Source organism: Aquirufa ecclesiirivi (assembly GCF_011250515.1).
GTDB lineage: Bacteria > Bacteroidota > Bacteroidia > Cytophagales > Spirosomataceae > Aquirufa > Aquirufa ecclesiirivi.
In genome coordinates this window covers 58,238-76,503 of the sequence record NZ_JAANOP010000002.1, presented here as the reverse complement: position 1 = coordinate 76,503, position 18,266 = coordinate 58,238, and the positions used below count along the sequence as shown (strand labels likewise).

Genomic DNA, 18,266 nt, shown 5'->3' with positions numbered 1-18,266 from the left:
TTTTATTATTTCTATTAGATAAACTGGCTAATTAAGAAATCAGTTTTACTGTAATATTCTCTAAATCAGCTAATTCATCCATTAAAGACTTCTCTATATTCAATTGCATTTTGCGCGACATAAAATCAAGCTGCAATCGTTCTACTTCATCATATACCTCAATCACCAGCTTTTTGTTTCCCTTATGTCTTTCTAAGGTAGCTAACAAATGATCCAAGGAAGTTTTGTTTAAACTATGTAAGTTCAAAGAAAGTTTCATTTCCTTCGTTCTGGAAGATAAAATTTCTGACAAAAGCTCAATGGATTGAATTTTAAAGGCTTTTTGATCCGAATAAGAGTTTTTATTTTTATAAATTCCTTGAATAAATAAGAGTCTGTCGAGACCAATGAATCGTTCAAATTCAATATAATCCTTTGCAAAAAGCGCAAACTCCGTAGTTCCTGTGAAATCTTCCAAACTGAAAATCATGAATTGATTCCCATTTCCGGAGGTTCTCACATTCATTTTAGTAACTATACCCGCAAAAGACTGCACATTTCCACCTTTTAATTCCAATTGAGAAACACTCGAATTACAAAAATTATTGATTTCGATACGATACTCATCCAAAGGATGTCCTGAAATATAAACACCCACCACTTCTTTCTCGTTCTTCAATTGCTCCATCACAGACCAAGCTTCAGCCGAAGGTATTCTTGGTTTAGCGATATCATTACCCGTTCCTGCTCCCAACTCACCAAACAAGGACTGCGTGGCGCTAGCTTTCAATTCAGCCATCCGTGAGGCATATCGAACAATCTTCTCAATAAAGGTTGTATTTTCCTGATCTACGTAAAAATAATGGGAGCGAGGTATTTCCGTAAAACAGTCAAAGGCACCTGCGAAAGCCAAAGACTCCAAGCTTTTCTTGTTTACTTGACGTACGTTGATCCTAGAAACAAAATCAAAAATATCGGTGTATTCCCCATTTTTGGCGCGCTCTTCCACAATGGCATCCACGGCTGCTTCTCCCACACCTTTAATGGCACCTAGACCAAAACGAATGTGCCCCTTTTTATTCACCGCAAAATACCTTTCCGATTCATTCACATCAGGAACCAATAACGGAATCCCCATGCGTTTACATTCATCCATGAAGAAGGTAATCTTCTCAATATTTCCTAATGAGTTAGAAAGTACCGCTGCCATGAACTCGGATGGGTAGTTGGCTTTCAAATACCCTGTTTGATAAGCCACTAATCCATAGCAAGTTGAGTGCGATTTGTTAAAGGCATATTGAGCAAATGCTTCCCAGTCGGTCCATATTTTTTCTAATCGATCGGCAGGGTGCTGATTGGCTTGTCCACCTTCCATGAACTTACCTTTCATTTTGTCAATCGTGGCCTTATCTTTTTTACCCATGGCCTTTCTCAAAACGTCCGCATCACCTTTGGTGAAATTGGCCAATTTCTGAGAAAGCAACATAACCTGCTCTTGGTAAACTGTAATACCATAGGTATCACTTAAATACTCCTCCATTTCTGGTAAATCGTATTCTATCTTTTCTCTTCCATGCTTACGAGCAATGTAATTAGGAATATAGACCATAGGACCTGGTCTAAACAAGGCATTCATGGCAATTAAATCTGAAAACTGATCAGGCTTCAAATCCTTCAAGTGCTTTTGCATACCTGGGGATTCAAACTGGAAGGTACCATTCGTTTCTGCCCTTTGATATAATTCAAATGTTTTGACATCATCCAAAGGAAGCGAGTCCAAATCAATCGTTATTCCATGGTTTTGCTTGATTAAGCGAATTGCTTCCTTTAAAATGGATAAGGTTTTTAAGCCTAAAAAGTCCATTTTAATGACACCCGCATTTTCAATAACCGATCCATCAAATTGGGTAATCAATAAACTAACGTCTTTGGAGGTGGCAACAGGTAATATATCAGTCAAATCATTGGGGGCAATGATAATACCCGCAGCATGTATTCCCGTTCCACGAACGGAACCTTCCAGTACCAAGGCATTTTCAATCACTCGTGAGGCTAAACCACCATCTGCCTTGATTTGCCTTAATTGTTTCACTTGCTCTAATTCCTCACTCGATAAATTTTCTTTATCTGCCAAACTGCCATCTCCCGTTAATGGTGCGTTAATCACACGCTCGAGGGATATTTTAGGCTTATCTGGCACCAATTTTGCCAAAGCATTGGATTCAGAAAGAGGCAAATCCAATACACGAGCCACATCTTTGATGGACATTTTGGCAGCCATAGTACCGTAAGTGGCTATATGTGCCACTTGATTACGGCCGTATTTCTCTACCACATAGTCAATAACTTTTTGTCGGCCTTCATCGTCGAAGTCCGTATCAATATCGGGTAATGACTTACGATCAGGATTTAAGAAACGCTCAAATAGTAAATTATACTTAATGGGATCAATATTGGTAATACCCAAACAATAGGCAACCACAGAACCTGCCGCTGAACCACGACCTGGCCCCACATAAACCCCTAAATCTTTACCCGCATTAATGAAATCGGCGACAATCAAGAAATATCCAGCAAAACCCATGGTTTTAATGGTATGCAATTCAAATCTCAAACGCTCTTCAATTTCTTGATTTATATCCACATAGCGCTTTTTAGCGCCTTCCATGGTCAAGTGCTCCAAGAAGTCGTCCTGACTTAAAAAGGTAATTGGGATTTGGAAATTGGGCAACAATACGTCCTTTTTCAATTCCAAAGTTTCTACTTTGCCAACAATCTCATTGGTATTATCAATGGATTCAGGAATATGTGACCATAATTGAGTCATCTCTTCCGTTGTTTTGAAGTAAAATTGATCATTGTAAAAAGCGAAACGCTTCCCTTTCATGTCAAAATCACCTTCTATGTCCTTGTACGTAGGTGTGGACTGCTTTTCTCCGGTATTAATACACAATAAGATATCGTGTGCATTCGCATCTTTTTGGTCTAAATAATGGCTGTCATTGGATGCGATCACCTTGACATTGTATTTCTTGGCAAAACGCAACAAAACTTCATTGACCGTTTGCTGCTCGGGAATATGGTGATTCTGAACTTCAATGTAATAATCCTCACCAAATAAATCCAACCACCATTTGAACTCCTTTTCCGCTTCGGCTTCACCTGAACGTAAAATGGCCTGAGGAACACTCGCACCTAAACAACAAGTAGTTGCGATTAAGCCTTTATGGTATTTCAACACCAATTCTTTATCGATCCTCGGATATTTGGAATACATACCCTCCATAAATCCCAAAGAACATAATTTCACAAGGTTTTGATAGCCTTCAGGATTTTTGGCCAGGAATAGCTGGTGATACCTTTTATCCTTTTGCTCCTTCGTGAAGCTTTGCTTATGACGATCTGCCACTAAATAAAACTCACAACCCACAATGGGCTTAACTCCATGTTTTCCAGCTTCAGCGACAAACTGAAACACTCCAAACATATTTCCATGGTCTGTAATGGCCACTGCAGGCATATTGTCGGCCTTGGCTTTTTTAAACATGGAAGAAATTTTGGACGCACCATCCAAAAGAGAGAACTGGGAGTGATTGTGCAAATGCGAAAACTGCATAAATTACTTAATAGAAAAGGGTTCTTTATCAAAAAAAATGGCATTCAAGAAATCTAGATAAGGTTTCAATACCTGTGCATCTTGTATTAGTGTTTCTACAAATTTGGGATTTAACACTTCAGAATCACTGTATTTTCGCCAAAAAAACAATTGTTTCTTCTTCAATAGCTCAATTTCTGGATGTTCAACAGGATATCCCTTGGGCATTGTTTTCAAAGCATCTCCCACAGCTTCTCCAAACACCTTCAAAAACTCAGGAGCATGAATGATTCCTTTTAAATGCTTCGCATTATAATCTATTTCTTGTCGAAATATAGCTAATTGCTCAGGCGTAGGACTATACATACCACCTCCTAAAAAGGATTTTCCACCAGGTTCAATGTGCACATAATAATCCATTAGACCTGACTTACGTCCACCTTCCGAGAAACTAGCAGAAAACCAGGTTTTATAAGGGGCCTTATCTTTGGCAAAGCGAACATCACGGTAAATACGGTAGGAGCAATGCTTCAACTCCACACCATCCATGTTTTCAAAATCCCCAAAAAGCGAAATGAGCTGAATGGTAAATTGGTCAAATGCCGACTTTTGTTCTAGAAATCTGTCCTTATTTTCTCCAAACCATTCTCTTGTATTGTTTTCTTTTAAATCAGATAAAAAGGTCAAAAGGGAAGAAGGAATGGACATGAGCCTAGGAATCAAAAAATATAAACGAATTTAAATAAATAAGTCAATACTTGCCCGCAAACTTTGGGAGTTTCGCGCTATTTTCTTGATTTTTGTAAAACATTAAATTTTAAAGCATGCGCATTCTGACGGGCATTCAATCTTCTGGTCGGCCACATTTAGGAAATATATTAGGAGCCATCCTACCAGCGGTTGAACTTTCTAAGAAATCTGGTAATGAATCTTTCCTTTTTATAGCCGATTTACACACCTTAACGAGTTTAAAAGATGGTGCTAGCATCCGAGCGAATACCTTATCCATTGCGGCAGCTTGGTTAGCTTGTGGATTGGATACGGAGCATACCTATTTTTACCGCCAGTCGAAATTGGCTCCCTACCATACCGAATTATTGTGGTATTTATCTTGTGTGACACCCTTCCCGATGCTAGCAAATGCGCACAGCTTCAAGGACAAATCCAATAAATTGGCCGATGTGAATGCGGGTCTATTTACCTATCCCGTTTTACAAGCCGCTGATATCTTATTATATGATGCAAACTTGATACCAGTAGGTAAAGATCAGCGTCAGCATATTGAAATGACGAGGGATATGGCTGGCGTGATTAATCGTTTAGCTCAAAAAGACATTTTCGTTATCCCTGAAGCTGAAATTTCCGAGCATGTCATGACGATCCCGGGCATCGATGGACAAAAGATGAGCAAATCCTTGAACAATTACATTGATGTGTTTTTGCCTGAAAAGGACTTATTGAAACAAATCAAAAAGATTGTGACGGATGCCACCCCTTTGGAGGACCCGAAGAATCCAGATGAAGATATTACCTTCAAATTGTATCAATTGATTGCTTCTCCGGAAGATGTTTCTCAAATGAGAGTCAATTACTTACAAGGTGGATATGGATATGGACATGCGAAGCAAGCATTATACGAGGCTATGTTAGTTTATTTCAAAGAAGCCCGTGAGAAATTCGATTACTATATGGCCAATCCCAAGGAAATCGAAGCCAAATTAGAAGAAGGAGAGGCCCGAGTAAAACCTATTGCTGAGGCTACGATTCAACGAGTACGGGAAATCTTTCAGTTTTAGTTATGTGGCCACAGTGGGATCGTGATATTTTTCAATGGATCAACCAAGCGCATGCGAGTGGTCTGGATGAAATCATGGTGCTTTTATCCAACCGCTGGATTTGGGTTCCTTTGTATTTGTATTTGATTTATATCGTTTACCAACAAAAGAAAAAGCTATTTTTAGCTTCCATATCCTATTTGATTTTATGCATTGTTTGGGCCGACCAAATATCTTCTAGTATTTTAAAGCCCTATTTTCAACGATTAAGACCCTGCCATGAACCAGCATTTAGTTCTTGGATACATTTACCCGATGGCTGTGGAGGATTGTATGGATTTTGCTCCTCACATGCGGCCAATTCCTTTGCATTAGCTTTTGGCTTTTATATAATAACTCAACATAAAACTGCGAGAAATTTATTGCTGCTATGGGCATTTCTAGTTTCCTACAGTCGCGTTTACCTTGGAGCCCATTATCCATTGGATGTCATTACTGGAGCTGCTGTGGGTATTTTGGGAACTATTATATTAAAACACCTTATTTACGACAAGCTTGTCAAAAAAGCATAAGTATCAATTCCATCAGCAAAGTCACTCAAGCCAGGCTGTTGGCTTTTTCCAAATGCTACCTGGTTTGCCTGCTCTGAATCAGCTCCAACAATACACTGAATTTTTCCTTCGGAGGCTTGTATCCAAGTTAGAAGTTCTTCTTTCGAAGCATATCTTCTCAAATAAACCACGCCAACGGGAGAAACTAAATCTTGACTTTCTTGAATCAATACATTTCCTAAATCAAAATGAGGAATTTGATTTAAAAGAAAAAGGGTTTTGTGGTACTGGTAATTGTTGGAATACTTAGTATGATCTAAAACCCAATGGTATTGAGTTAACACATCAAAAAGAGGAAGTGGATCATAAGCCTCTGGTATAGCAATGGTGGATACATTTCTACATCCCAAACCATAATAAGAAAATACATCGCTAGCCAAAGCATGAAAATCCTCTTTTGATTCTGAGCCATCTAATACTGCGATGGAAGTTCTATTCTTGCGTATAATGTGGGGTATAGTGGCAAAATAATGGGCAAAGTAAGAACCAGAGAAATCACTTCCTGTAGCTATGACGGCCTCCATACCTTGTAAACGTTCAATTAGTCGAATGGGCACATCAGGACTAAACTCTTGCATGGCTTGAACATATAAAAGCATGATGGATTTATCTTGAGAACTCAATTTAATACAAGCCTCATTTCCACTAGCTAGAGTCATTAAGACATCATGAATACCAACAGCAGGTAGATTTCCCGCTAAAATTAATCCGACTTGATGGCGAGTAGAAACTTGTAAGGGGTGCTGTAGAAAAAAAGCTTCCCAAGCGGTCACATCAAAAAATTGCAATTGAACAGCTTCCATAGCTTCACGAATGAGGTGTTCAGAGAACCATGGATTCTCATTTTTAGCTCTATCTATAAAAAGTTCTATTTTTTCCTTGTTAGATGACTTTGTAAAATAGTCCGACAAAAAGGCAATGAGCTGCAAAAATGACTCTTTTTTCATAAATGGAATGGTTCTTAGCATGCAATGGGAATGCAAAGTTCTAAAAATTTTGCAATAGTCTTTTAAAAATATATAGTATTCAAAATTTTGGATGTAAATTGCATAAATTTCTTTCAAAAAGGACGATTAAGGTCTTAAACAAAAGATTATGGCTATTATCATTACAGATGAATGTATTAACTGTGGGGCTTGCGAACCAGAATGCCCTAATACAGCGATTTATGAAGGTGGAGTTGAGTGGACATGGGCAGGGGGAACCTCGTTAACAGAAGTAGAATTAGGAGATGGTTCCACTATGGACGCCAAGGCGCCCGTTGAGCCAGTTTCAGAAGAATTTTATTACATCGTACCTGATAAGTGTACGGAATGTACTGGGTTTCACGAGGAACCACAATGTGCGGCTGTTTGCCCAGTAGATTGTTGCGTACCTGACCCTGATCACGTAGAAGATAAAGATACCTTATTAGCTAAAAAAGCGTGGTTACATGCTGAATAAATAGCTATAATATAGATACTTACAGAGACCTGCCCCGTGCAGGTCTTTTTTTTTGCCTCAGTTTAATCCAAACTGACTTATCCTAAGTCATAATATCCAATTTATACTATTCTAAGAATAAAAACCTCAAAATGTCAATTTTGCGAAAATGAGTTTCAATTTTAATCCCATTTTTATTCATTTTTGTAATTATTCAAATTTTAGGTTTAATTTTTAACCTTAAATTGTAATATTTTTGAATAATTATCATTTTTAGGTTTAATTTTTATCAATAATTCTTGTTTTGTATTTTTTTTAAAACAATATTTGTCCCGTAGTCAAGCATTTATTTTCCCATTAAAATTTAAAGAATATGAAAAAATCAATCTTTACCCTCTTATTGTCAGGAATTAGCTTTTTGGGATTTTCCCAAGAAAAAGAAGCTGAGAGCTCAAAATTTACATTTTCGGGTTACATCGATTCGTACTATATGTTAAATTTTAACAATCCGACAAACCGCAGCAACCTAGGTACTTCAGGTTACGAAAGAGCTTTTGATCAAAAATCAAATCAATTCTCCATCGGTTTAGTACAGACCAAATTTGGCTATGCTACAAAAACATCGGATGTTGTGGTTGATTTAACTTTTGGACCAAATGCAGACCTTGGCCAATACGGTAACGTAGTTGGACCATTAGGCGCAGGAAAAGCATCCACTGCTTTAGCTATTAAACAAGCATATTTCAACTGGAAGCCTAGCGACAAATGGACATTCACTGTGGGTCAGTTTGGTACACACATTGGATATGAAGTTATTGATGCACCCGTGAATTATAATTATTCATTATCTAACTTATTCAATAACGGTCCTTTCTACCACATCGGTGCTAAAGCCAACTATGCGTTCTCTTCTAAATCCGCTTTGATGTTGGGTATCGTGAATAACGTAGATAACTTAAATGATAACAACTCTTCGAAAGGTTTCATAGGTCAGTTCTTTTTTGCTCCTAAAGAGGGATGGAACGTATACATCAATGGAATTACTTCCAACGAATCTGCTCCTTTAGCTAGTGGAAAAGATGATTCGGGTAGTTACAACTTATTAGACTTAACCACTTCATACCAAGTAACTCCTAAATACTTAATCGGCTTAAATGCTGCTTATGGTTCACAAACAGGTGATTTTCAAGGTGGTGGTAGTGTAGGTGATAGCAAAACTTGGGGTGGGGTAGCACTTTACTCAAACTACGCTTTCACAGACCACTTTAGCTTAGGAGGTCGTTACGAAGTTTTTGATAATACTAGTGGAGCTAGAGCTTTGCGTGGTATCAATGCTGCCGGCGAGACAGTTGGAACAGATGTAAGTTCATTTACCTTAACTGCTACTTTCACTACAGCAGAAGGACACTTATTGATCAAACCAGAATTAAGAACAGACGCATACAAAACCGCTCAATTTGTGGATGGTGATGGAAAGTCTCAAAAATCACAAGCCACATTTGGAACAGTCTTTATATACAAATTTTAATTTAACTTAACATTTACGGACATGACAACACAAAAACCAACTTGGATTCCGCTTCTAGTATTACTTGCAGTCGCGGTGCTTGCATTGTTTACCGATCTACCTGGATCGATTCCTACAGAAGGCATAGATACGGGTGACACAGCTTGGCTGATTGTAGCCTCTGGATTAGTACTCCTAATGACTCCTGGATTAGCTTATTTCTATGGGGGAATGGTAAATCATAAAAATGTGATCTCTACTATGTTGCAATCGTTCATTGCCATGGGTGTTATCAGCGTTATTTGGGTGGTTTTTGGATTCAGTTTAGCATTTGGAGATTCCATTGGCGGCTGGATTGGTGACCCAACTACCTTTTTTATGTTCAATAATGTGTTTGACCACAAATTATCATTAGGATCAGCTGACCAGATTAAATTCACGATTCCTTTTGCGTTATTTGCATTTTTCCAAATGAAGTTCGCGGTAATTACCCCAGCTTTAATTTCAGGAGCATTGGCAGAAAGAATTAACTTCAAAGCTTATGTTTTATTCATGGTGCTTTTCTGCATCTTTGTTTATTCTCCATTGGCTCACTGGACATGGCACCCAGACGGATTCTTATTCAATTTAGGTGTTTTAGATTTCGCAGGTGGTACTGTTGTTCACATGTCAGCTGGTTGGGCTGCTTTAGCAGGTGCTCTTTACTTACGTCGTAGAAAGTCACACATCGAGTCAAACATTTTGCCTCCAGCTAATATTCCATACGTATTATTAGGTACTGCCTTATTATGGTTCGGATGGTTTGGATTCAATGCAGGTTCAGCATTAGGAGCTAACTCCTTATCTGTTACGGCATTCGCTACTACGCACATTGCTGCTGCTTCTGCGGGTTTATCTTGGATCTTATTTGATGTAACTCGTGGTAAAAAAGTATCTGCATTAGGTTTCTGTATCGGTGCTGTAGTTGGTTTAGTAGCCATCACACCTGCAGCAGGTTTTGTAACCCTTCCAGTAGCTATCTTCATCGGTGTAATCGCAGCAATGGTTTCTAACATCATCGCTCACTGGAGAGCATCATCCAACTTAGATGATACCTTAGACGTTTTCCCTTGCCATGGTGTAGGTGGAATGGTTGGTATGTTGATGACAGGTATTTTCGCTACTAGCGCAGTAAACTCTGCGGTTGCTGGTAACGGTTTGTTCTACGGAGAAACAGATTTATTCGTAAAACACATTTTAGCTCTTGCCATCGTTTCTGCCTTTGCATTTGGCGTATCATATATCCTTTTAATTGTAACGGATAAAATCATTCCATTACGTGTTAATGAGGAAGAAGAAAGATTAGGTTTGGACATTTCGCAACACGACGAGTCGATTACGGAATAGTCTAACATATAGACAAAGCCGCAAGTAATGGTTCTTGTGGTTTTGTTTCAATCAAAAAGTCGGAAGCTTCTAGTTTCCGGCTTTTTTGTTTTATACGTATTAAACGAATTGTTCTATTAAGATGTCCGCCCGCATTAATCCTTCATCATCTAAAGATTTGTAGCGTACAGGCTGAATGGTGTTGATTAATAAAGGATCAAATGGTACACGAACGCGTACGTAATTTTCAGAAAACCCTTCCATAAAACCATCCGAAGAAGCCTCTTCAAAAAGCACTTTGCCTTTTCGCCCTACTTGGGATTCATAAAAAGCCCGACGTTTTTTATCGGAAAGAATATGTAACATTTTCGAACGCTCGGCTTTCACCTTTGCATCTACTTTTGGCTGGATATCGACCGCATAGGTATTGGCACGTTCTGAATAAGAAAATACATGTAAATAGGAAATATCTAATTCATTTAAGAAATGATAGGTATCTAAAAACATCTCTTCGCTTTCACCAGGATGACCTACAATCACATCTACACCAATACAAGCATTTGGCATCAGAGATTTTATCTCGCGAACCCGATCAGCATACAATTCTCTTTGGTACCTACGCTTCATTAATCGTAAAACTGCATTGGAACCAGATTGTAGTGGAACATGAAAATGTGGCACAAAATACGGTGAATCAGCTAGGTAGTGTAATAACTCACTGTGCAATAAATTAGGTTCTATGGAAGATATACGAAATCTATTTAAATCGTTTTGATCATCTAGTGACTTGACCAAATCAAAAAAAGATTCGACACGCTTACCTTGTTGAATACCAAAGTCTCCAATGTTTACGCCAGTCAATACGACTTCCTTAACTCCTTTTTCCGCAATTTCCTTAACCAAACCCAACACATTTTTAATACTACTCGATCTGCTTTGTCCACGTGCCAAAGGAATGGTACAATAGGAGCAGGGGTAATCACAACCATCCTGAACTTTTAAAAAAGTTCGTGTTCGGTCATTGACAGAATAGGAGGCATGGTAATCTAAATCATAGCGAATTTCAGAAGCTATCACTTTAGGCAAGGCTTGTTTCTTTTCAGAAACAAAATAAGGTGATATAATGTCCGCTAATTGGAATTTCTCATTTGCTCCTAAAACCAAATCAACCCCAGGGATTTGAGCAATTTCATCAGGTTTCAATTGAGCATAGCAGCCCATAATGACGACTACTGATTCTGGATTGATTTTTTTAGCTTCTTTAACTACTTTTTTACACTTTTTATCTGCTTGATCAGTCACGCTACAAGTATTGATAACGAAAAGATCAGGGCTTTGTTGAAATTCTACCCGTTCAAAACCCATGGGTTCCAAGGAACGAGCAATGGTGCTGGACTCGGCAAAATTCAACTTGCAACCTAACGTATAAAAAGCTAATTTTTTCATGCAGAATAATAAGCTACAAATTTAAAACAAAAATGGCGGATAAATCCGCCATTTTTACTCAATTATGTATGAAACAATACTCCAAATATTAATATTTGGCTGTTTTTACTGTCTTAATAATTCTTGAAGCTACTTTGTATGGATCGGCAGCTGAGTTAGGGCGACGATCTTCTAACCAACCTTTCCATCCTTTTTCTACTGTTGCAATAGGGATACGGATAGATGCTCCACGGTCAGAAACTCCATAAGAGAACTGGTGGATTGATTGAGTTTCGTGCTTTCCAGTCAAACGTAAGTGGTTATCAGCACCATATACTTCAATATGCTCTTTCACTACTGGAGCAAATGCAGAACAGATGGCATCATATGTACCTTTTTCTCCACAAGTACGTAAAGCCGTATTAGAGAAATTGGCATGCATTCCTGATCCATTCCAATCTAATTCTCCAAGGGGCTTACAGTGCCAGTTAATAGCAACACCATATTTCTCTCCTAATCTTTCTAATAAATAACGAGCTACCCAAATTTGATCACCTGCTTCTTTGGCACCTTTTGCGAAAATTTGGAATTCCCACTGACCAGCAGCTACTTCGGCATTGATACCTTCCACATTTAATCCAGCTTCTAAACAAATGTCTAAATGCTCTTCTACGATATCACGACCATAGGCATTCTTAGCACCAACTGAACAATAGTATGGTCCTTGAGGCGCTGGATAACCGTTGGATGGAAATCCTAAAGGCTTATTAGTTTCTGGATCCCACAAGAAGTATTCTTGCTCAAAACCAAACCAAAAATCATTATCATCATCTTCAATAGTCGCACGACCATTACTTTCGTGTGCTGAACCATCTGAATTCAACACTTCACACATTACTAGGTAAGCACTTTTTCTAGCAGGATCAGGGCAAATGAACACAGGTTTCAAAAGACAGTCAGAAGATCCACCTGGAGCCTGCTCAGTAGATGAGCCGTCAAAGCACCACATATCACAATCTTCTAGTTTGCCACTGAAGTTATTTTCAATCTTTGTTTTAGAACGTAAACTCTGAGTAGGTTTGTAACCGTCAAGCCAAATGTATTCAAGTTTAGATTTTGCCATGATTTTAAACGTGTTTTTATTAAAAATTCATTTTTTGTACCAAATACAATGCAAAAATAAACCTGTTTTCAAGAAAAACAATTTTTTGACATAAAAATTATACAATTTCTTTACTATTAAACTTGAAAATAAAAAACATGACAATTATTAGAATTAACAAGATATACGGGAAAAAGAGATTAAATTTGTTTCAAGTAACAAGCAAAAATCCTATTTTTACGTTCTTGATAACCAAATTCCAACCATGGCAATAACTAGATTCAAAGCTCTTGAATTAGCTCAAAGTAGAGCTACTGCCGTTGTGAAAATCCCTACTGAAAAAGTAAGTGATTATTACGGCAATATGACATTTAATGATGAGGTGATGCGCTCATTATTATCACCAGAAGCATACCTTAAGATTACGACAGCCATTAATACGGGCTCCAAAATCGACCGTGATGCGGCTGACGAGGTAGCTGCAGCGATGAAATCTTGGGCTATTTCTAAAGGAGCGACTCACTATACACACTGGTTTCAACCTTTAACAGGAACTACTGCTGAGAAACATGATTCGTTTTTCGATATTGATTTAAGTACGGGTAAGGCGGTAGAAAAATTCAAAGGATCTGCTTTAGTACAACAAGAGCCAGATGCTTCGTCTTTCCCGAACGGTGGAATTCGTTCTACATTTGAGGCACGCGGATATACAGGTTGGGATCCATCTTCACCTGCCTTTATCATGGAAAATGCGGCTGGAACAGCTACTTTATGTATTCCTTCAGTTTTTGTTTCATATACAGGCGAGGCACTTGATTACAAAACTCCATTATTGAAATCTATTGAATTAATCGACAAAGCAGCTACTGCTGTGGTAAAAGAATATTTCAATCGTGATGTAACTAAAGTTGTACCCACCGTAGGTATTGAGCAAGAATACTTCTTAGTAGATGAGGCTCTATACAATGCTCGTCCAGACTTAATGATGGCGGGAAGAACGGTTTTTGGACATGCGCCTGCTAAAGGTCAACAATTAGAAGATCATTATTTTGGATCTATTCCAACCCGTGTGAATGCGTTCATGGTTGATTTTGAAATTGAAGCTTTAAAATTAGGTATGCCTGTTCGCACGCGTCACAATGAAGTGGCTCCAGCGCAATTTGAGGTGGCTCCGACATTTGAGGAAGCCAACCTAGCTTGTGATCACAATGCGCTTTTGATGGATTTGATGTCGAAAGTAGCCGTAAAACATAAATTAAAAGTATTGTTCCATGAGAAACCATTTGCTGGTATCAATGGATCAGGTAAACATAATAACTGGGCTTTGGGTACGGATACGGGTGTCAATTTATTGGGACCATCTTCTAAACCAAAAGAAAACCTTCGTTTCTTAACTTTCTTTGTGAACGTAGTTAAAGCGGTACATGATAATGCCGACTTATTACGAGCATCGATCGCATCTTCAGGCAATGAGCACCGTTTAGGGGCCAATGAAGCGCCTCCAGCGATTGTTTCTGTTTTCTTAGGATCTACCATGAACAATGTATTGGATGATTTAGAAAACATGAAGGATATCGAAGAATTCCAATTAGAAAAAGGAGATAATGTGTACCTAAAATTAGGTATCAACAAAATCCCTTCTTTGATTTTGGATAATACGGATCGTAATAGAACATCTCCATTTGCTTTTACAGGTAATAAATTTGAATTCCGTGCCGTTGGTTCTTCTGCCAATTCAGCAGCACCCATGACCATTTTGAATACCATTGTAGCTAACCAATTAATCTTATTCCGTAAAGAGGTAGATGCTATCTTAGAAAAAGGAGTGAAGAAAGAATTGGCCATCATGGATGTGTTAAAGCGTTATGCCAAAGAATCTAAGAAAATCCGTTTTGAGGGAAATGGTTACTCGGATGAATGGGTAGAAGAAGCAGAAAAGAGAGGTTTATCTAATATGAAAACTACTCCTGAGGCTTTGTTAGTTTATACTCGCCCAGAGTCAATTGAATTATTCACGAAATACGGCATTTATTCTAAAGAAGAAATGCATGCTCGTTACGAGATTGAATTGGAAAACTACATTAAGAAAATCCAAATTGAATCACGTGTTGTTGGAGATATGGCGATTAACCACATTGTTTCTACTTCATTAAAATACCAAACTCAATTGGTAGAAAATGTGAAAGGACAGAAGGAAATTGGCATTGATCCTCAGTATTTTGCTCCAACGATTGAAATGATTAAAAAAATCTCTGAGTATACTTCTAAGATTGTTTTATTACAAAATGATATGACAGAAGCAAGAAAAGAGGCTAATAACGTAGAAAATCTGGAAGAAAGAGCGTTCTTATATGGCTCTAAGGTCAAAGGATATTTCGAAGAAATCCGTTATGCTGTGGATAAATTGGAATTGATCATTGATGATGATGAGTGGCCATTACCAAAGTATAGAGAATTATTAATGATTAAATAGTTTGTCTTCTTATGACACAAATAAGCAATCCCGGATTTTCTCCTGAGGAAATCAACCGTTTGAAAGAGCTTTGCGTATCTGAAAAACGTAACTTTATTTTGATTGAAGATGAAGATCTTCCGGTAAGCAATGATAGAGAAATGGTCCACATACAATTTGTGGGCCATTTTGAGCAAAAAGAGGTAGTCTACGACGCCATCCTTTGTACTCTACAATTACATTATTCTAGCTTGCTATATGAGGCTGCAGAGAGAGAAGCTATCCAGCATTTTCCTTTGTATGTTCCTATTGAAAACAGGGATGAGACCTATCAAGCAAATGATTCATTGGATGAAGAAGTAGAAATGATGGTCTTAGAAATCATCGAAGAAATGGAAGAAAACGATGAAATCAAGGTTAGTGAATATGTAGAAGTAGATAAAGACTTTGATTTTGGTATCGGTTTAGAGGCTGCTTTATATGTTCCTGCATTAACAGATGAAGTGATTGAGGAGTTTATCCATGATTTCAATGCGGATAATATACAATTAGATACATCTTTATATTCTTTCAAATCTGAAGAAGAGTAAGCATGAGTATTCCGGTTTTTTATGAGCCAAATCCAATTGCTAGCCCTTTTTTAAGCGAAGAAGAATCCATTCATGCCCATCGGGTCCTCCGTTTAAAAGCGGGAGACCCGATTTTTATTTTAAATGGGAAGGGGCAAAAATTTGAGGCTAAAATTGACCAATCTACGAGTAAAAAGACCTCATTCCATCTAGTAAATGAAATAGAAAATTCGGTCATGCCCGCCTATGCGATTCACCTATGGATAGCACCCACTAAGCAAATGGAACGCATGGAATGGATGGTGGAAAAATGCGCTGAATTTGGAATTCAATCCATTGGCTTTTTTCATTCTAGGTATTCCGAAAGAAAAGAGATTAAAACGCATCGCTTAGAAAAAATTGTCATTTCGGCTTTGAAACAGTCTAAAAATCTGTTTTTGCCGACTATTTATCCCATGGTTTCCTTCAAAGAGCTTGTCGGACAACTTGGAAACAAGGAAGATGAGCAAAAACTATTTGCTTACATTTCCAATCCTCCTAGTTCAAGCTTAAGTAAAAGTATACATTTGAATCAAGCGTATCATATTTTGATTGGCCCAGAAGGTGATTTTTCCAGCGAAGAAAGTGAGGCTTTAATTTCAACTGATTGGACACCCTTTAGTCTAGGAAAAGCTATTTTGAGAACAGAAACAGCTGGTTTGGCTGCCACACATGCCATTCATTTATTACATGAAAACTAAGGCGCTAATTTTCTTACTAGTAGGTTTTAGTCAAGTTATTTTGGCTCAAAATCCCTTGTTTAAAATTGCCAAAGTAAAATACAAAGGGGGAGGAGATTGGTATGCCAACAAGACTTCCTTACCTAATCTTATTCAATTTGCCAACCAACAAAAGAAAATGGGCATTGATCCCAGTCCAGAAACGGTGGAATTAACTAGTCCCATGCTTTGGAATTACCCTTTTATACATTTGACAGGACATGGCAATGTGCTTTTCGACAAAGAAGAACAAAAAAACTTACGCCAATATTTATTGGGTGGTGGCTTTCTGCATATTGATGATAATTATGGTTTAGACAAGTCCATTCGCAGAGAAATGGCGAAAGTCTTCCCAGAATTAAGTTTTGTAGAATTACCTTATAGCCATCCCATTTATTCACAAGCATATCCCTTTCCCAAAGGCCTACCCAAGGTTCATGAGCATGATGGAAAAGCACCTCAGGGATTTGGATTGATTTATCAAGGCCGACTTATCTGTTTTTATTCCTATGAATGTGATTTAGGAAATGGCTGGGAAGATGAAAGTATTTACCATGATCCGGCAGAAAAAAGAGAGGCCGCGCTTAGGATGGGAGTCAATATACTTCAATACGCTTTCCTGCACCCTTAACTGATAAAAATCATAAAAGTATATTGGAATACTAGAGATTCTTAAACTTTTCATAGTTAAATTTGTAGTCATAATCTTATTATATAATTTATGCAATTAGTACTTCCAGCTTTTATTATTCATTGGTACGTATCTCTTTTTAGTCAAACATTCTTCCTACACCGCTATTCAGCACATAAAATGTTCTTAATGAACAAGTATTGGGAGAAATTTTTCTATTTTCTTACTTATTTGTCACAAGGATCTTCTTTCTTAAGTCCAAGAGCTTACGCCATTCTACACAGAATGCACCATGCATTCTCTGATACACCTAAAGATCCACATTCACCGATGTTCTCTAGCAATGTCTTTACCATGATGTGGAAAACGAAGAACATTTATAATGCGGTTTTAAACCGTTCTCAAAAAGTAGAAGAGCGCTTTGAACATGATTACCCTGTTTCAAAAACAATTGAAAAAATCGGTGATTCATGGATTTCACGTGTTGGTTGGGGAGTGGCCTATTCTTCATTCTACATAGTAGCATACCGTTATTTTGATATGCACTGGGCATTCTTCTTTTTGTTACCGGTACACTTTTTGATGGGTCCAGTACATGGAGCCATTGTTAACTGGTCAGGTCACAAATATGGCTATCAAAATTATGACAATCATGATCACTCCAAGAACTCCTTAGTAGTAGATGTCCTGATGATGGGGGAGTTGTTCCAAAATAACCACCATAAATTACCAAACCGTGTCAATTTTGCCACCAAATGGTTTGAGATTGATCCTACCTATCCGATGGTCAAATTATTAACTTGGTTAAAAATTATTCGTCCTAACGTTAAGGACCCGAATTCCAAGTTTTAATTGTACAAAGCATTATGTAAAAGCCCTGAATTATTCAGGGCTTTTTTTTTATCAACGTGTCCTGACCTGAAATTAGTTGACAGTTTTTAGGACGAGCGAGTTGGTCAATAATATTTGGGATTTTCCGATATATAATAATTGAATCAATCTATGTTATTTTATATCGAACTCTACTTTAATTCCAATACTGAGGTATTTCTTTTTTTTGAAAAAAAGAAACAAA

The 18,266-nt window shown here is 37.8% G+C and carries 15 protein-coding genes; 10 read left to right on the top strand and 5 right to left on the bottom strand.

The genetic code is table 11. The annotated features are described in order from the left end of the window. Positions 1-31 precede the first annotated feature (31 nt). Positions 32-3,595: a DNA polymerase III subunit alpha gene (gene dnaE / locus G9H65_RS03630; RefSeq protein WP_166373992.1), complete on the bottom strand. Its 3,564-nt coding sequence runs from the start codon at positions 3,593-3,595 to the stop codon at positions 32-34. Between the two features lie 3 nt (positions 3,596-3,598). Further along, positions 3,599-4,282 (bottom strand): DUF2461 domain-containing protein, encoded by a 684-nt coding sequence (locus G9H65_RS03625; protein ID WP_205753237.1) that lies wholly within the window; start codon positions 4,280-4,282, stop codon positions 3,599-3,601. A gap of 116 nt (positions 4,283-4,398) precedes the next feature. Here G9H65_RS03625 and trpS point away from each other — a divergent pair, with 116 nt between their 5' ends. Then, complete coding sequence (trpS, locus tag G9H65_RS03620) at positions 4,399-5,370, top strand: tryptophan--tRNA ligase (protein WP_166373991.1); 972 nt, start codon at positions 4,399-4,401, stop codon at positions 5,368-5,370. Positions 5,371-5,372: 2 nt separating this feature from the next. Then, positions 5,373-5,921, top strand: a complete 549-nt coding sequence (locus tag G9H65_RS03615; RefSeq protein ID WP_166373990.1) for a phosphatase PAP2 family protein — start codon at positions 5,373-5,375, stop codon at positions 5,919-5,921. Here the strand turns inward: G9H65_RS03615 and G9H65_RS03610 are convergent. After that, positions 5,894-6,907: an aldehyde dehydrogenase family protein gene (locus G9H65_RS03610; protein WP_166373989.1), complete on the bottom strand. Its 1,014-nt coding sequence runs from the start codon at positions 6,905-6,907 to the stop codon at positions 5,894-5,896. The two genes, G9H65_RS03615 and G9H65_RS03610, sit on opposite strands and share 28 nt — an antisense overlap. A 148-nt stretch (positions 6,908-7,055) precedes the next feature. Here G9H65_RS03610 and G9H65_RS03605 point away from each other — a divergent pair, with 148 nt between their 5' ends. From G9H65_RS03605 to G9H65_RS03595, 3 genes are all read left to right on the top strand, one after another. Then, entirely contained in the window at positions 7,056-7,403 is a 348-nt protein-coding gene (locus G9H65_RS03605) for a 4Fe-4S dicluster domain-containing protein (RefSeq protein ID WP_166373988.1), read from the top strand. A 352-nt stretch (positions 7,404-7,755) separates the two neighbouring features. After that, positions 7,756-8,910 (top strand): porin, encoded by a 1,155-nt coding sequence (locus G9H65_RS03600; protein ID WP_166373987.1) that lies wholly within the window; start codon positions 7,756-7,758, stop codon positions 8,908-8,910. A gap of 21 nt (positions 8,911-8,931) precedes the next feature. Then, positions 8,932-10,275 carry an ammonium transporter gene (locus tag G9H65_RS03595; RefSeq protein WP_166373986.1) on the top strand — a complete coding sequence of 448 codons (1,344 nt, stop codon included), beginning with the start codon at positions 8,932-8,934 and terminating at the stop codon, positions 10,273-10,275. 99 nt (positions 10,276-10,374) lie between these two features. Here G9H65_RS03595 and mtaB read toward each other — a convergent pair whose 3' ends face one another. After that, on the bottom strand, positions 10,375-11,700 hold the full coding sequence (mtaB, locus tag G9H65_RS03590) for a tRNA (N(6)-L-threonylcarbamoyladenosine(37)-C(2))-methylthiotransferase MtaB (RefSeq protein WP_166373985.1): 1,326 nt from the start codon (positions 11,698-11,700) through the stop codon (positions 10,375-10,377). Positions 11,701-11,788: 88 nt separating this feature from the next. Then, positions 11,789-12,802: a glutamine synthetase beta-grasp domain-containing protein gene (locus G9H65_RS03585; RefSeq protein WP_166373984.1), complete on the bottom strand. Its 1,014-nt coding sequence runs from the start codon at positions 12,800-12,802 to the stop codon at positions 11,789-11,791. A gap of 244 nt (positions 12,803-13,046) precedes the next feature. Here G9H65_RS03585 and G9H65_RS03580 point away from each other — a divergent pair, with 244 nt between their 5' ends. The 5 genes from G9H65_RS03580 to G9H65_RS03560 all read left to right on the top strand — a co-directional run bounded on the left by G9H65_RS03580 (position 13,047) and on the right by G9H65_RS03560 (position 18,043). Beyond that, the gene (locus G9H65_RS03580; protein WP_166373983.1) at positions 13,047-15,254 is read left to right on the top strand and encodes a glutamine synthetase III family protein; all 2,208 of its coding nucleotides are present in this window, start codon (positions 13,047-13,049) and stop codon (positions 15,252-15,254) included. 11 nt (positions 15,255-15,265) lie between these two features. Then, positions 15,266-15,823: a hypothetical protein gene (locus G9H65_RS03575; RefSeq protein WP_166373982.1), complete on the top strand. Its 558-nt coding sequence runs from the start codon at positions 15,266-15,268 to the stop codon at positions 15,821-15,823. A 2-nt stretch (positions 15,824-15,825) separates the two neighbouring features. Next, the gene (locus G9H65_RS03570) at positions 15,826-16,542 is read left to right on the top strand and encodes an RsmE family RNA methyltransferase (protein ID WP_166373981.1); all 717 of its coding nucleotides are present in this window, start codon (positions 15,826-15,828) and stop codon (positions 16,540-16,542) included. After that, positions 16,532-17,191 carry a DUF4159 domain-containing protein gene (locus G9H65_RS03565; RefSeq protein WP_166373980.1) on the top strand — a complete coding sequence of 220 codons (660 nt, stop codon included), beginning with the start codon at positions 16,532-16,534 and terminating at the stop codon, positions 17,189-17,191. Before G9H65_RS03570 ends, G9H65_RS03565 begins: the two co-directional genes overlap by 11 nt. Before the next feature lie 90 nt (positions 17,192-17,281). After that, positions 17,282-18,043, top strand: coding sequence for an acyl-CoA desaturase (locus G9H65_RS03560; protein ID WP_166373979.1), 762 nt, complete (start codon positions 17,282-17,284; stop codon positions 18,041-18,043). Positions 18,044-18,266: the final 223 nt, after the last annotated feature.

Excerpts from the sequence above, each read along its gene's own strand:
- dnaE (WP_166373992.1), bottom strand. The coding sequence starts at position 3,595 with ATGCAGTTTTCGCATTTGCACAATCACTCCCAGTTCTCTCTTTTGGAT.
- G9H65_RS03625 (WP_205753237.1), bottom strand. The coding sequence starts at position 4,282 with ATGTCCATTCCTTCTTCCCTTTTGACCTTTTTATCTGATTTAAAAGAA.
- trpS (WP_166373991.1), top strand. The coding sequence starts at position 4,399 with ATGCGCATTCTGACGGGCATTCAATCTTCTGGTCGGCCACATTTAGGA.
- G9H65_RS03615 (WP_166373990.1), top strand. The coding sequence starts at position 5,373 with ATGTGGCCACAGTGGGATCGTGATATTTTTCAATGGATCAACCAAGCG.
- G9H65_RS03610 (WP_166373989.1), bottom strand. The coding sequence starts at position 6,907 with ATGAAAAAAGAGTCATTTTTGCAGCTCATTGCCTTTTTGTCGGACTAT.
- G9H65_RS03605 (WP_166373988.1), top strand. The coding sequence starts at position 7,056 with ATGGCTATTATCATTACAGATGAATGTATTAACTGTGGGGCTTGCGAA.
- G9H65_RS03600 (WP_166373987.1), top strand. The coding sequence starts at position 7,756 with ATGAAAAAATCAATCTTTACCCTCTTATTGTCAGGAATTAGCTTTTTG.
- G9H65_RS03595 (WP_166373986.1), top strand. The coding sequence starts at position 8,932 with ATGACAACACAAAAACCAACTTGGATTCCGCTTCTAGTATTACTTGCA.
- mtaB (WP_166373985.1), bottom strand. The coding sequence starts at position 11,700 with ATGAAAAAATTAGCTTTTTATACGTTAGGTTGCAAGTTGAATTTTGCC.
- G9H65_RS03585 (WP_166373984.1), bottom strand. The coding sequence starts at position 12,802 with ATGGCAAAATCTAAACTTGAATACATTTGGCTTGACGGTTACAAACCT.
- G9H65_RS03580 (WP_166373983.1), top strand. The coding sequence starts at position 13,047 with ATGGCAATAACTAGATTCAAAGCTCTTGAATTAGCTCAAAGTAGAGCT.
- G9H65_RS03575 (WP_166373982.1), top strand. The coding sequence starts at position 15,266 with ATGACACAAATAAGCAATCCCGGATTTTCTCCTGAGGAAATCAACCGT.
- G9H65_RS03570 (WP_166373981.1), top strand. The coding sequence starts at position 15,826 with ATGAGTATTCCGGTTTTTTATGAGCCAAATCCAATTGCTAGCCCTTTT.
- G9H65_RS03565 (WP_166373980.1), top strand. The coding sequence starts at position 16,532 with ATGAAAACTAAGGCGCTAATTTTCTTACTAGTAGGTTTTAGTCAAGTT.
- G9H65_RS03560 (WP_166373979.1), top strand. The coding sequence starts at position 17,282 with ATGCAATTAGTACTTCCAGCTTTTATTATTCATTGGTACGTATCTCTT.